The sequence below is a fragment of the Vicinamibacteria bacterium genome, assembly GCA_035620555.1.
Lineage (GTDB): Bacteria > Acidobacteriota > Vicinamibacteria > Marinacidobacterales > SMYC01 > DASPGQ01.
On record DASPGQ010000192.1, the window covers coordinates 1 to 14,673 of the forward strand.

Consider the following 14,673-nt stretch of genomic DNA (forward strand, 5'->3'; position numbering starts at 1 on the left):
GGTGCTGATCCTGGGTCTCGGCATCGGGGCGAACAGTGCGCTCTTCAGCGTCGTCGATAATATTTTCCTGAAGGCGCTCCCGTTTCACGACGCCGATCGGGTCGTCCGCATCCGGAATTACTCGCTCGGTCCCTCTGGGGAAGAGCGCCGTTTCAACGTCTCACCTCGGTACTTCTACGCCATCCGTGAAGACGGCGAAGCATTCGAGGAAGTCGCGGCGAGCCTCGTGCAAAGCATGAGCTTGACGGGAGGGAGCGAGGCGGAGCGCGTCCGAGCGGTCTCGGTGTCGGAGAACTGGGCGCCGATGCTCGGGATTCGCCCGGTTCTCGGCCGTTACTTCAGCTCCGAGGAGGAGCGGCTGGGGAGGGAGAGCCGCGTCGTCATCCTGTCGCACGGTCTCTGGATGCGCCATCTCGGCGGGCGAGGCGACGTCCTTTCCCAGAGCATCGTCCTTGGCGGCGAGAGCTACTCGATCATCGGCGTCATGCCGCGTCCGATTCGGTTCCCCTATGACGCCGACCTGTGGCTTCCCGGCCGGTTCGATCGAAACGACGCGCGCTCCCATTCCTACAACATCCTGGCGCGGCTCGAGCCGGGGGTGAGCATCGAGCGCGCCCAGGCGGACCTCGACCGCATCGCCCGGAGCATCGCGGAAGAGCTCCAGGGTGCGGAGAGCATCGGCCTCAGCGTCGTTACCGCGCGGGACAACTTCGTCCAGGACGACGGGGAGGACCGTGTCGCCCTCGCGCTCCTCGCGACCGTCGCGTTCCTCCTCCTCATCTGCTGCGTGAACGTGGCCAACTTGATGGTGGCCCGCTTCTCCGTGCGACAGCGAGAGATCAGCATTCGTTCCGCCCTCGGTGCAAGAGGTGGGCGCCAGCTCCGGCAGTTCCTCACCGAGACGCTCGTTCTCTTCGTGCTTGGCGGCGCGTCAGGGCTCCTCCTCACCTGGTGGGTCCGGGACTATCTGGTCGTCCTCATTCCGTCCGTCCTGAGCGAGCAGCTCGACCTCGGTCGGATCGAGATCTCGGGATCGGTCGCCGCGTTCACCCTCGCCGTGTCGGTAGTGACCGGGCTCCTCTTCGGCTCGCTCGCCGCCCTGCGCGTGGTGAGGCCCGACGTCGCCTCGGGCCTGAGGGCCGGAGGGCGCGCCCTCATGGGCGGGCGGGGACGAATGCAGCGCGCGCTCGTCGCCGCCGAGATCGCCCTCGCGCTCGTGCTTCTCGCGGGAGCGGGCCTCATGATCGAGAATTTCCGCACGCTGAACTCTCGGGATCTAGGGTTCGAGGCGGAAAGACTCCTCACCTTTAGGCTCGATCTCAGCGGCTATGCGGAAGCGCGCTCCCGCGCCAGCGTGATGGCCCAGATTCTGCGACGAACGTCGAGCGTTCCCGGTGTCGCCTCGGTCGGGACCACGAGCGACAATCCGATCTGCTGCGGCGACTGGGGAGCGATCCTCGAGATCGAAGGTCTCGAACGGAGTCCCGAGGCGCCACCCATCACCGCGTTTCATCGCTACGTCACGCCCGCCTTCTTCGAGGCGATGGGGATTCCGCTGCTGCGCGGGCGCCTGTTCACCACCGAGGACGACGACCGCGCGGTGCCGTCGGTCGTGATCGACGAGAGGATGGCGGAGCACTTCTGGCCGGGCGAGGATCCCATCGGGAAACGAGTGCGGAACGTCCGCGCCGTCGAGGGCCAGTGGCGCGAGGTGGTGGGAGTGGTCGGCGCCGTTCACGACATGGGTGATTATCAGGACACCTGGTACCTTCCTTTCTACAGCGAGCCTTCGGCGCGCTCCACCGAGAACGTACACGTCATGGTGCGGTTGTCGGCGGATCCCTCCGCCGTCGTCCCCGGGCTTCGCGAGGCGGTGAGAGAGGTCGACCCGAACCTTCCCATTTTCGAGATGGAGATGATGGACGAGCTCTACCGGAGGGCGATATTCCAGGACCGTCTCGGTGCGGTCGTCGCCGGGCTCTTCGGCGGTTTCGGGCTCCTGCTCGCCGCCTACGGGTTGTACGGCGTCACCTCGTTTCTCGTGAGTCAGCGAGACGACGAGATCGGCCTGCGCATCGCCCTCGGGGCGCAGCAGAGAAACGTAGTGAGCATGGTGCTTTTTCAGTCGCTCGGCTCGGTGATCCTGGGGGCCGCCATCGGGCTCGTAGGCGCTGTTGCTCTCAGCCGGCTTCTCGCGAGCCTGGTGGCTGGGCTTGGCCCGCTCGATCTTTTGCTCCTCCTCGAGATCACGGCCACGCTCGTCGTCGTCGCCGTCGCCGCGAGCTTCGTACCCGCCCGACGGGCGGCGCGTATCGACCCCGTTCGGACGTTTCGGATGTCCTGAGCGCTTCAGCCGACCGTCGCCGACTCACCCTCCTTGTCGACTTCGGAAAGCCTCCAGCCCTTCCAGATGTAATAGATGACCGGATACACCGTCAGCTCGAGCACCACCGAGGTGACGACGCCGCCGACCATGGGGGTTGCGATGCGTTTCATCACGTCGGCGCCGCTGCCATGACTCCACAAGATGGGTAGTAGCCCGGCCACGATGACACTCGCCGTCATCACTTTCGGGCGTACCCGCTTTACCGCTCCGTGGTAGATCGCATCGACGAGGTGGCGACGATTTGTCATTCGGCCCGTCCGCGTCGCTTCGCCGTAGGCCGCGTCGAGGTAGAGGAGCATGACGACTCCGGTCTCGGCATCCAGGCCGGCGAGCGCGATCATCCCCACCCATACGGCGATGCTGAGGTTGTAGTCGAGAAGATACAGGAGCCAGAACGCTCCGATGAGAGAGAACGGCACCGCGAGAAGAACGATGAACGTCTTCGCGAACGAGCGTGTATTCAAGAAAATGATGACGAAAACTATGAGGAGCGTGAGCGGTACGACGACCATCAGGCGTTCTCGGGCCCGCAGCATGTACTCGTATTGGCCGCTCCAGCCGATGCTGTAACCCCCGGGAAGCTCGATGTTCTCGGCCACGGCTCGCTGGGCCCGCTCGACGTAGGTGCCGACGTCGATACCGGTAATGTCCACGTAGATCCACGCGTTGGGGCGGGAGTTCTCGCTCTTGATAGCGGGCGGTCCTTTTTCGAAACGCATGTCGGCCAGGTGCCCGAGGGGGATGTGCTGTCCCATCGGAGTGGGCACGAGAACCTCCCGAAGCATCGGTAAGCTATGGCGGAGCTCCCGGGCATAGCGAAGGTTCACCGGATACCTCTCCAGACCCTCGACCGTCGTCGTGAGATTCATCCCACCGATCGCGGACTGGATGACGTCCTGCACGTCTCCCACGGTCAAGCCATAGCGCGCGATCTCCTCGCGCTTGATGTCGAACTTGAGATAGTTGCCGCCCAGGGCCCGCTCGGAATAGACCGAAAGTGTCCCCGGCACGCGGCGGATGACCGCCTCTACGTTCCTCCCGATCTCCTGGAGAGTCAGCAGGTCGGCTCCGGCGATCTTGATCCCGACCGGGGTCTTGATCCCGGTCGACAGCATGTCGATGCGAGTCTTGATCGGCATCGTCCAGGCGTTTGTGAGCCCGGGGAACTGAATCGCCTGGTTCATCTCCGCGATGAGCTTTTCCGGCGTCATGCCCGGCCGCCACTCTGACTCCGGCTTCAGCGTGATGGTCGTCTCGATCATGGAAAGCGGAGCGGGGTCGGTCGCGGTGTCGGCCCTCCCGACTTTTCCGAAAACGCGGTCCACTTCCGGAAACCGCATGATGATCTTGTCCGTCTGCTGGAGGACCTCGCGCGCCTTGGTAATGGAGATCCCGGGGAGCGTCGTCGGCATGTAGAGGAGGTCGCCCTCCCACAGAGGCGGCATGAACTCCGAGCCCAGCCCGGCGATGGGGATCACCACGCTCGCCATCAAGAGCACCGCGGCGACGAGAACGGTCCATTTCCAGCGAAGCACGAAATGGAGGATCGGATCGTAGATGTGGATCAGTACGCGGCTGATGGGGTTGGCCTCCTCCGAGCGAATCTTCCCCCGGATCCAGTACCCCATGAGCACGGGAACGATCGTGATCGAAAGGAGTGCTGCCGCCGCCATGGAGTACGTCTTGGTGAACGCGAGCGGCTTGAAAAGTCGTCCTTCCTGAGCCTGGAGGGTGAAGACGGGCGCGAAGGAAACGGTAATGACCAGAAGCGCATAGAACAGAGTTGGACCGACTTCCTTGGCGGCATCCCCGATGATTTTCCAGTGCTCCTTCTTCCCGGCGTCGCGCTCGAGATGCTTGTGGGCGTTCTCGATCATGATGATGGCGGCATCGACCATGGCGCCGATGGCGATCGCGATCCCGCCGAGCGACATGATGTTCGAGTTGAGCCCCTGCTGGTTCATGACGATGAACGCGATCAATATGGCGACCGGCAGCGTGAAGATCGCGACCAGCGCCGAGCGCAGGTGGAGCAGGAAGAGGATGCAAACGAGGGCCACCACGGCGCTCTCTTCGATGAGCTTCTCCTCGAGTGTCGCGATCGAGCGCTCGATGAGGGCCGAGCGGTCGTAGACGGTCACGATCTCGACGTCTTCGGGTAAACCCTGTTTCAGTTCGGCGAGCTTGTCTTTGACTCTCTGGATCACCTCGTAGGCGTTGGCGCCGAACCGCACGACGATGATCCCGCCGACGGCCTCACCTTCGCCGTTGAGCTCGGCGAGCCCCCGGCGCATGTCCGGCCCACGCTGGACGGTGCCGACATCCTTGAGCAGAATCGGGGTGCCGCTCTGGTCCACGCCGAGGGCGATGTTCTCCACGTGGGTGACGTCCTTGATATAACCCTCACCGAGCACCATGAATTCGGTTTCGGCGAACTCGAGGACTCGTCCGCCGACGTCGCTGTTGCTCCGCTGGACCGCCATGCGGATCTTGGAGATCGGGATGTCGTAGGCACGCAGCTTCACCGGATCCACGGTGATCTGGTACTGCTTGACGAAGCCTCCGACGCCCGCGACCTCCGAGACGCCCGGAATCGCGGTCAGCTCATATTTCAGGAACCAGTCCTGGATGCTCCGCAGGTCCCCGAGGCTCCGCTTGGTGGAGCGCAGCGCGTACATATACGCCCAGCCCACCCCGGTGGCATCGGGTCCGAGCGTTGGCATCACACCCCGCGGAAGACGCCCGGCGACGTAGTTCATGTACTCGAGCACCCGGCTCCGGGCCCAGTACATGTCGGTACCGTCCTCGAAGATGACGTAGACGAACGAGAACCCGAAGAAGGAATAGCCGCGGACGACTTTCGCGAAAGGAACCGCGAGCATCTGGGTCGTGATCGGATAGGTAATTTGATCCTCGACCACGCGAGGAGCCTGTCCGGGATACTCGGTGAAGATGATGACCTGGACGTCGGAGAGGTCGGGAATGGCGTCGAGCGGTGTGGTCCTGAGCGCGTGAACCCCAGCGATCGTCAGAAAAACGGTCGCCAGGATGACGAAAACTCGGTTCTCGATCGACCAGTCGATGATCCTCTCGAGCATGGTGAGTTTCCCTGCGCCTCTCGCCTCAATGTTTGTGGCCGGGCATGGGTGCCGCTTCACCGCTTCCCGAGGAGGTTATCTTGCGGATGGCCTCCTGGAGGTTGCTCTCCGAGTCGATCAGGAATTGCGCCGATACGACGATGCGATCGCCTTCTTCGAGACCGTCCTTGACCTCCCAGAGGCCGCTTCCATTCACGCCGAGGGTGACTTCCTTGACTTCGAAGGTGCCGTTTCCGCGGTCGACCACGACGACTGTTCGCTGACCGCTGTGAATGACCGCCGCCTCGGGGACCGCGAGAACGTCCTCGGCCGAAGGAACGTCGAAAGTTACGTTCGCGTACATGTCCGCCCGGAGCCTCTGTCCCGGGTTCGAGAGCTCGATCGAGACCTTCATCGTGCGTGTCTTCTCGTTGAAGAATGGATAGAGATAGCGGACCCGCCCGGGGAACTTTCTTCCCCGCTCGTAAGGGAGCTCGATGTCGGCGCGGCTCCCCACTTCGAGCCACGGCGCCTGGCTCTCGAAGACCTCGACTTCGACCCAGATCGTCGACAGGTCGACGATCTGATAGAGGTTCATTCCCGGCTTGACGTCCATGCCCTCGAGCGCCTGGCTCATCTTTTCGACGACGAGCCCGTTGACCGGCGAGACGACGGCCAGGGTTCGTCGCAGGGTTCCCTCCCGCTCCAGCTCGGAGATCTGCTCGTCGGTGATGTCCCAGTACTTCAGTCGTTCCCGGGAAGAAGCCAGAAGCGACTGCGCCCGGCGGGTGATCTCGGGATAATCGGACTGTTCCATTTGCTTCGCGTAGTCTCGCGCCAGGAGATACTCCTTCTGGGTCGTGACGAGCTGGGGGCTGTAGATCTCGAAGAGCTTCTGCCCACGGGTCACGGGCTCGCCGACGTAGTTCACGTAGGCCTTCTCGATCCACCCTTCGTATTTCGTATTGACCCAGGCGATCTGGCTTTCGTTGTACGCCAGCGTTCCCACGGTACGGACATTGAAAAGAATGTCGGTTCTCTCGATCTCCTCGGAGACGACCCCGATGTTCTGCACGAACACCGGGTCGATCTTGATCGTGCCGGGAGCGAGCGCGTCCTCTTCGCCTTCGTAGACGGGAATCAGATCCATTCCCATGGGTGACTTGCCCGGCTTGTCGGAGATGAACGTCGGGTCCATGGGGGCGCGCCAGTACTTGATCTTCCTTTCGCCTTGGACCTCGGCAGGCGCCCCTTCCTGAGCGTGGGAGGACGTGTCGTGCTCCATCGCGTCTTCTTGCGCCCCCAGCCACCACCAATGAAACGGATTCGTCATCAAGAAAACGGCCAGCACGACCCCGGCGGAAAAGCTTGCGAGGGCCAGCACGGCTTTCATGTCCAGCTCCTCATCCGGGAAATCGAGCGCCGACGGCGCGCTCCAGGTTGGAGAGCGCGACGAGCAAGTCCGAGTAGTAACGGGCATTCCCCAGACGCACGTTGAGCAGCACGCGCTCGCTGTCGAGCAGATCCAGAACGCCGAGCTGACCGGTCTCGTAGGCCGCTTCGGTGGCGCGAAGGGTCTCCTCTGCCTGAGGAATGAGCACGTCCTCGAAGAGGCGGATCTGCTCGCGGACCGTTTCGATCCGGACGACTTGATCCCGGATCGAGAACTCCATTTCGTTGCGTAGGCTTTCGTACCCGCTTCGCTCGGCGAGAAGCGTCTCGCTGGCCTCCTGAACCGCGGCGTCGTATTTGTCTCGCCAGATGGGGATGTTGATTCCCGCCGAGACGCTGACGGCGTTCTTGCCGTTATCCGGAGGAGGCAACATCATCCCGGCCGGATCGGTGCGGAGGCCCACGTTGACGACACCGACCCCGACGAAGAAGTCGGGCCAGGAGCTCTTCTTCGCCAGCTCGATGGCCCGCTCGCTTCTTTCGATCCGTTCCTCGACGGCCTTGAGCTCTTGCCGGTTCTGATCTCCAAGCTGATAAAGGGACTCGAGATCGAGCGTCACCTCGGGAGCCGAGAGCGGCAGCGTAAGCGGAAGGGCGTCGGTGGGCTGCCGGTCCATCAAGGTGTTCAACCGTGCCACGAGCGATTCCCGTTGCTGCCCGAGGATATCGAGGCGACTCAACACCCGGGTGATCTCAGCCTGAATCTTGATCACCGCCTGCAGGAGACCCTGTCCGGTCGCATACCGAGTCTGAGCCAGTGCTTCGTAGTGCTCGAGAAGCGACTGCTCCTCACGTGTGATCACGATGGCTCTGTCGACGTAGGTGAGCTCATAGTAAGCGCGCTTGACCTGGGCGATGGCCTCCCGCTGGCTCGCGAGAAAGATCTGATACATGGACAGTGCCTCCTGCGTCGCAACCTGGCCGCGCAGGTCGAGCTTCCCGAACCACGGGAAAGCCTGTGAAAACACGAACGTGTTGAGCTGCGGTCCCACTCGGGTTTCCACCCTCCGAATCGCTTGCCCGAGAGTGAACATCGGGTCGGGGAGGGTCTTCACCTGGGGGACCCTCTCGAGAGCCGATCGGTAACGTACGAAAGTTTCGCGAACCGCGGGGTTCTTCTCGAGCGCTTCCATCACGTAACCGCGCAGGCTGTCCTCCGGGGCGTAGAACTGGGGCTCTTCCGCGCGGGGGTGCTCTTCCGTAACTTCTTGTGCTTGGGCGCCCGCCGCAACCAGCGACAGCAGTGCCGGACCCAGGATGCGCTTCGTCATGCTCACACGTCCCCGTTGGCTCTAACGTCCGTCCCTCTGACCTCGCTTTGAGCAAGAAGCAAGCCAGCCGCGGTCGTGATCCTTCAAGTAGCTGATTAGAAAGAACTACTGTGCCGACTTATTCTGTGAGTGGCGCTTGAGTGTGCCAAAACAGCCAATTGGTGTTGGAAAAGAAGCAACGAAGATTGCATTTCGCGAGGGATCGACTAACATCTACAGGCTATCGGCGGGCAGTTGGGCATGGCGCGCCCGTTACAAGGGCGCTAAAAGGGGAGTTCGAGATGGATGAGTCGCATACGATGCATTCCCATCCTTTCACGGAGCGCCTGACGAAGCGAGCTCGCGAGGCGTTGTCGGTAACCGGGCTGCCGAGCTGGGGGAGCGCTCATGCCTTGTGGCGTCTGACGTTCGTGGGGGGTGCCATCGCCGCGACGACCATCGCGCATTTCGTCACCCCGGTGGAAGTCTTCGTGCTCCACAACATATTCCAGCGGCTCTACTACGTGCCGATCTTCGCCGCCGCTTACTGGTTCGGGCTCCCCGGAGCGATGGCGGCGTCGATCGTTTCCGCGGCGAGCTACCTGCCCCACATCGTGCTCGACTGGGGAGCGATGGAGGGCGCGCACGACGAGTACCTCCAGGCGCAGTATGCCGAGCTCGTCATGTTTCAGGTGGTCGCGTTCATCGCCGGGCAGCTCGCCCGATCGGAGCATCGCCTGCGCGAAACCCAACAACGCACGTCGCGAGAGCTCGCGGGCGCCTACCAGAAGCTTCGAGAAAGTTTCGAGCACCTAAAGCGCGCCGACAAGCTCTCGTCCCTGGGCGAGCTATCGGCTGGAATCGCCCATGAGATCAAGAACCCCCTCGCTTCGATCAAGGGGTCTCTCGAGATCCTGGCCTCGGAGTTTCCGCTCCAACACCCGAAGCGCGAGTTCGTCGACATCATGGAGAAAGAGCTCGAACAGCTCAACCGGATCGTCACTGAGTTTCTCGATTTCGCCCGCACGCCTCGCCCGGTGAAGGCCCTCTGCGACCTTCGCGAGCTGGCCTCTTCGGTCAGGGTTCTCTGCTCCCAGGAGGCGGCAAGACATTCCGTCGACCTTTCGGTCGCCGCTCCCGCTACCTTACCCGAGGTAAACGTCGACGCCTCGCAAGTACAACAAGCTCTTTTGAACGTCGTCCTCAACGGAATCCAGGCGATGCCGAAGGGTGGCCGATTGGGGGTGAACCTGGCTTGCTCGAACGGAGGGATCCAAATGGAGATCCGCGACGAGGGCCCGGGTGTCCGTCGCGACGACCGCACCCGAATCTTCGATCCCTTCTTTACCACGAAGGCGCGAGGCACCGGACTCGGTCTTCCCATCGCGCGGAAGCTCATCCGCGCCCAGGGAGGGGACATCCGATTGCTCGAGGAGAGCGGGCAACAGGGCGCGGCTTTCGTCATCGATCTGCCGGCAGGGAGATAGGGACATGAGTGAACGGGTCCTGATCGTGGATGACGATGCGAGCTTCCGCCGCGTCGTCGAGTACAGCCTCCAGGAGGAGCGCTACGAAACGTCCAGCTTCGGGGACGCTCGAGAGGCCCTCCAGGCCTTTCTCGAAACCGAGTTCTCCGTGGTCATCACCGACATGCGCATGCCTGGGCTCAGCGGTCTCGACCTCCTCGCGCGCATGCAGGCGGTCGCGCCCGAGGTCCCCATCGTCGTCGTGACCGGGCATCCCGAGGTCGACAATGCCGTCGAGGCCATGCGGGAAGGTGCATTCGACTATCTGCAGAAGCCGATGAACCGTGACGAGCTCAAGCTCGTCGTCAGGCGAGCCCTGGAGATGCGGAAGCTCAAGCACGAGAACCGTGAGCTCCGTCGGGCGATCTCGGAGCGGCTTCAATTCGAGAAGATGATCGGGGTGTCCCAGGCGATGCAGAAGGTCTTCGCGGTCGCGGCACAGTCGGCGCGCGTTGACTCCACGGTCTTGCTTCTCGGGGAGAGCGGCACGGGCAAGGAGCTCCTCGCCAAAGCGATCCATTTCGACAGTCCACGCAAGGACGGTCATTTCGCCGTCGTGAACTGCGGCGCGATTCCGGCAACCCTTCTGGAGTCCGAGCTCTTCGGCCACACCCGAGGGGCATTCACCGGAGCAACGAGCGACCGCGTTGGGAAGGTCGAAGCGGCGCAGGGGGGGACGGTTTTCCTCGACGAGATCGGCGATATGGAGCCGCAGCTACAGGTCAAGCTGCTGCGACTTCTTCAAGAGAAGGAGATCGACAAGATCGGCGCGGCGAATCCCATCAAGGTGGACATCCGGATCATCGCCGCCACGAACCGCCCCCTGGACAAGCTCGCGCAACGGCACGAATTTCGCGAGGATCTCTATTACCGCCTCAGCGTGATTCCGATAACCCTGCCGCCTCTGCGTGAGCGGCAAGAGGATATTCCTCTGCTCGCCAAGTTCTTCCTCAACAAGTACGCGGGACAGTTCGGAAAGAAACTCTCCTTCGATCGCAAGGTCCTCAGAGCCTTCGACGCCTATTCCTGGCCGGGGAACGTTCGGGAGCTCGAGAATCTCATGGAACGTCTGGCGGCACTTACCGAGGAGGGCCGGATCAAGGTCGAGGATTTACCCCGCTTCGTGACCGAGCCGGCTTCCGAGGTCGGCGATTTCATCGTGAACGTTCCACCCGATGGTGTCGCCATGGACGAGGTGGAGGAGTATCTGATCCGCGAAGCGCTCGAGCGCAACGATTGGAACCAGACCCGTGCCGCCAGGTTCCTGCGGATCACGCGGAACACCCTGATCTATCGAATGCAGAAGTATCGGTTGTCGTCGAGAGAACACTCGAGAGCAGCCGGCGCACTCCAGGAATCGCGTTAGCTCATTGACCGGGAACCAAACGTCGCTTTCAACCGTCTCATGGGTATGGGGTTGCGAGAGCTCCGGCACGTCGTCCGCAAGCTCCTGAGGACACCGGGCTTCACCAGCGTATCGATTCTTACCCTCGCGCTCGGAATCGGGGCGAACGCCGCGATTTTCAGTGTCGTCAACGGCGTTCTCTTGAAACCGCTGCCTTTTCGTGAACCGGAGCGGCTCGTCGGGATCTGGCACAAGGGGTTCGGCTTCGAAGGCGGCGTCACCCAGTCACCCGCGACGTACTTCACCTACCGGGAAGAAAATCAGGTCTTCGAGGACGTCGGAATGTGGGACAACGACTTCGTGACCGTGACGGGACTCGAAGAGCCGGAGCGCGTCGACGCCATTCTCGTCACCGATGGGACGCTTCCCATCCTCGGAGTCGAGCCGTCCCTGGGACGGAGCTTCACGCCGGAAGACGATGCGCCGGGAAGTCCCGAGACCGTCATTCTCAGCAACGGTTACTGGCGGAGCCGCTTCGGAGGCTCCGCCGACGTTCTGGGAAGCACACTCACGGTAAACGGCCGGCCGATGACGATCATTGGAGTGATGCCCGAAGGCTTCCGCTTCCTGCGTTTCGATCCGGCCTTATGGCTTCCGTTTCAGTTCAATCGGACGGAATTGTGGGTCGGAGATTTCAGCTACCAGGCCGTGGGGCGACTGAGGCCTGGCGCCACGATCGACGCCGCGAATTCCGAGGTCGAGCGGATGATCCCGCTCGCGGTGGAGAAGTTTCCTCGGGGCATGACGCTCGAAAACCTCAGAGATGTCGGCCTCGGTGCCGACGTACACCTTCTCGAGCAGGACGCGGTCGGTGACGTCGGGAACGTGCTGTGGGTTTTGTTCGGAACGGTCGGGCTGGTGCTCGTCATCGCCTGCGCCAACGTGGCGAATCTCTTCCTCGTTCGTGCCGACGGACGCCAGCAGGAGATGGCGCTGCGGACGGCGTTGGGCGCGGACAAGAGACGGCTCGCGAGTGAGCTCCTGCTCGAAAGCGTCGTGCTCGGGCTCCTCGGCGGAGCGGCAGGTCTCGCGCTCGCCACCGCCGGAGTTCGTTTTCTCGTGGCTCTGGGGCCTTCGAGCTTGCCGCGACTTCAGGAGATTTCGATCGACCTCACCGTGCTCGCTTTCACCGGAACGATCTCGCTCGTTGCCGGGGTCCTCTTCGGCTCGATGCCGGTTCTCAAATACGGAGCTCTTAATCTCATTACCGCGTTGAAGGAAGGGGGGCGGGCGTCGAGCGACGGTCGTGACCGGCAGCGTGCGCGCGGCGCGCTCGTGGTCGCGCAGGTCGCCCTCGCCCTCGTGCTCCTGGTCGGTTCGGGTCTGATGATCCGGAGCTTTCAGGCGCTTTGCGTCGTCGAGCCCGGCTTTGTCCGTCCCGACGAGGTCTTGAGCTTCAAAATCAGCATCCCCGAGAGCGAGGTCCAGGATCCCGAGCAGACGGCGCGCACTCACGAGCAGCTCCTGAGACGAATCGAGCAGATACCGGGCGTCAGCTCGGTGGGTCTGTCCTCGTCGATCACCATGGACGGTTGGGACAGCAACGACGGCATCTACGTCGAGGGTTTTCCCATCGCCGAAGGCGCCGTTCCGCCGATGCGGCGCTTCAAATGGATCACGGAGAACTACTTCGAGACCATGGGCAACCCCGTAGTCGCCGGCCGGCCGATCACCTGGACCGACATCTACAGTATGGCCGAGGTCGCCGTCGTTACCGAGAACTTCGCCCGAGAGTACTGGGACTCGCCCGCGGGCGCGATCGGCAAGCGCATCCGGAACGACCTGGATGCCGCCTGGCGTGAGATCGTCGGGGTCGTGGGGGACATTCACGACGATGGAGTCGCCGCGAAAGCGACGCCGACGATATTTTGGCCGATGCTCCAGAGGGACTTCTGGGGGCAGGAAATCCTCACCCGGCGCACGATGGGTTATGCAGTCCGCTCGGCACGGGTGGGCACGCGCGCGTTCCTCGATGAGATTCGCCATGCCGTCTGGTCGCTGAACGGGAACCTTCCCATCGCCAACGTCGCGACCCTGAGCGAGCTTCTCGACAGGTCGATGGCCCGCACCTCATTCACCCTCGTCATGCTGGGCATCGCATCTTCCGTGGCCCTGCTCCTCGGTGTCATCGGCATCTATGGCGTCATCTCCTACGCCGTTTCCCGGAGAACGCGTGAGATTGGTGTCCGTATGGCCCTCGGGGCTCGCCGCGCCGACGTGAGCCGTCTCGTTCTCAGAGACGGCGCGAAGCTTACCATTCTCGGTGTGTCGCTCGGCATCGTCGCCGCCCTGGCCCTCACGCGACTCATGTCGTCGCTTCTGTTCGGCGTGGACACCTGGGACGTCACGACCTATGTGGCGGTCGCTTCGTTTCTTGCGGGAGTCTCGCTTTTCTCGAGTTACCTTCCCGCGCGCCGGGCCGCGAGCGTACACCCACTCGAAGCCTTGCGCTGGGAATAGCCCCCGAAAGCCCGAACCCGCGTTACTCGTACCCACTAACGAAGTTTTGACTTGACGCCCGAGCGCCTTGCTGGCAATCTGAGCGCATCCGCTATTTGGAATAGGGGGGGGCGGATCGTTTCAGCTGGGGCGTTTCCTTTCCTTTAGCGTCCCGTCAGCGTTCGCGACCAGCGTTCCCCGTACCCGGTCCAAAGATATAAATCTCTCTGCAGGCACGCGCGGGGGCATCCCCGTGCACGCCGATCGATCTCGAACAGGAGCACAGGTATGTTTGGCAGAAGGTTGGGGATTCTTGCCGCGGTTTGTGCGGTCTTCCATTCTGGTGTCAGTCGGATCGCGATGGGACAGAACGAGCCCATCGTCTTCTCGGTAATTGGAGATGTTCCCTATTCCGCGAGTGAGAAGAATCAGCTTCAGGAGCACATGGACAATCACAACCTCTTCAGTACGTCCGAGTTTTTCGCGCATCTCGGCGATATCAAGTCAGGATCGTCGGCCTGCGTGGAGAGCTGGTATGCCGACGTAGCCGGGATCCTGAAAACCCTGGCCGTTCCCACGTTCATCGTTCCCGGTGACAACGAATGGACGGATTGTGCCAACCCGGCTCAAGGCTGGACGTTCTGGGAGACCCATTTCATGAGGCTGGAGCGGAACTACTGCGGACCGCCACCGGTTGCCGTGCAGGTCGTCCGTCCCGAGAATTTTGCCTTCGTCAAGAGCGGCGTTCTGTTCGTCGGGATCAACAAGGTCGGGGGCGGTGGTATCAGTGCCGAGGAGCAGACGACTCGCCTGCAACAAGATGCCGACTGGGTGACGCAGCAGTTCCAGACGCACGTGAGTGCCGTACGTGCCGCGGTAGTGCTCGCCCAGGCGTCTCCGTCGGGAAGCCCCTTCGTGACCGCCTTTCGTGCCGCCGCGGCCGCCTTTGCCAAGCCAATCCTCTACATCCACGGCGATGGACACAGCTGGCTGCAGGACCGGCCCTATCCGGAGCAGAACATACTGCGCGTCCAGGTCGAAAGGGGTACGCTCAACGCACCCCCGGTGCAGGTCACGGTGACCACCACGGGCCCGGAAGCCTTCCTCATCAATCGAGATCCGTGGCCGCCGGGCTCGA

The 14,673-nt window shown here is 62.6% G+C and carries 8 protein-coding genes; 5 read left to right on the top strand and 3 right to left on the bottom strand.

All coding sequences use genetic code 11. From position 1 onward, the window contains the following. A partial coding sequence (locus VEK15_07790) for an ABC transporter permease (GenBank protein ID HXV60578.1) occupies positions 1–2,344 on the top strand: 2,344 nt, incomplete at its 5' end. A gap of 5 nt (positions 2,345–2,349) precedes the next feature. Here VEK15_07790 and VEK15_07795 read toward each other — a convergent pair. Genes VEK15_07795 through VEK15_07805 form a run of 3 tightly spaced genes read right to left on the bottom strand, consistent with a single transcriptional unit; the run spans position 2,350 to position 8,186 of the window. Then, complete coding sequence (locus VEK15_07795; protein ID HXV60579.1) at positions 2,350–5,484, bottom strand: CusA/CzcA family heavy metal efflux RND transporter; 3,135 nt, start codon at positions 5,482–5,484, stop codon at positions 2,350–2,352. A gap of 25 nt (positions 5,485–5,509) precedes the next feature. Next, positions 5,510–6,856, bottom strand: coding sequence for an efflux RND transporter periplasmic adaptor subunit (locus tag VEK15_07800; GenBank protein HXV60580.1), 1,347 nt, complete (start codon positions 6,854–6,856; stop codon positions 5,510–5,512). Between the two features lie 10 nt (positions 6,857–6,866). Continuing rightward, positions 6,867–8,186 carry a TolC family protein gene (locus VEK15_07805; protein ID HXV60581.1) on the bottom strand — a complete coding sequence of 440 codons (1,320 nt, stop codon included), beginning with the start codon at positions 8,184–8,186 and terminating at the stop codon, positions 6,867–6,869. 281 nt (positions 8,187–8,467) lie between these two features. Between VEK15_07805 and VEK15_07810 the strand changes: the two genes are divergently transcribed. From VEK15_07810 to VEK15_07825, 4 genes are all read left to right on the top strand, one after another. After that, complete coding sequence (locus VEK15_07810; GenBank protein HXV60582.1) at positions 8,468–9,652, top strand: ATP-binding protein; 1,185 nt, start codon at positions 8,468–8,470, stop codon at positions 9,650–9,652. A 4-nt stretch (positions 9,653–9,656) separates the two neighbouring features. Next, a complete protein-coding gene (locus VEK15_07815) occupies positions 9,657–11,057 on the top strand; it encodes a sigma-54 dependent transcriptional regulator (protein HXV60583.1) in 1,401 nt (466 codons plus the stop codon). Between the two features lie 39 nt (positions 11,058–11,096). Next, entirely contained in the window at positions 11,097–13,556 is a 2,460-nt protein-coding gene (locus VEK15_07820) for an ABC transporter permease (protein HXV60584.1), read from the top strand. A 267-nt stretch (positions 13,557–13,823) separates the two neighbouring features. Further along, positions 13,824–14,673: hypothetical protein (locus tag VEK15_07825; GenBank protein HXV60585.1), on the top strand; the 850-nt coding region annotated here is incomplete at its 3' end.

What these genes read in the sequence shown, in the direction of transcription:
- VEK15_07795 (HXV60579.1), bottom strand. Translation starts at nt 5,484, where the DNA reads ATGCTCGAGAGGATCATCGACTGGTCGATCGAGAACCGAGTTTTCGTC.
- VEK15_07800 (HXV60580.1), bottom strand. Translation starts at nt 6,856, where the DNA reads ATGAAAGCCGTGCTGGCCCTCGCAAGCTTTTCCGCCGGGGTCGTGCTG.
- VEK15_07805 (HXV60581.1), bottom strand. Translation starts at nt 8,186, where the DNA reads ATGACGAAGCGCATCCTGGGTCCGGCACTGCTGTCGCTGGTTGCGGCG.
- VEK15_07810 (HXV60582.1), top strand. Translation starts at nt 8,468, where the DNA reads ATGGATGAGTCGCATACGATGCATTCCCATCCTTTCACGGAGCGCCTG.
- VEK15_07815 (HXV60583.1), top strand. Translation starts at nt 9,657, where the DNA reads ATGAGTGAACGGGTCCTGATCGTGGATGACGATGCGAGCTTCCGCCGC.
- VEK15_07820 (HXV60584.1), top strand. Translation starts at nt 11,097, where the DNA reads ATGGGTATGGGGTTGCGAGAGCTCCGGCACGTCGTCCGCAAGCTCCTG.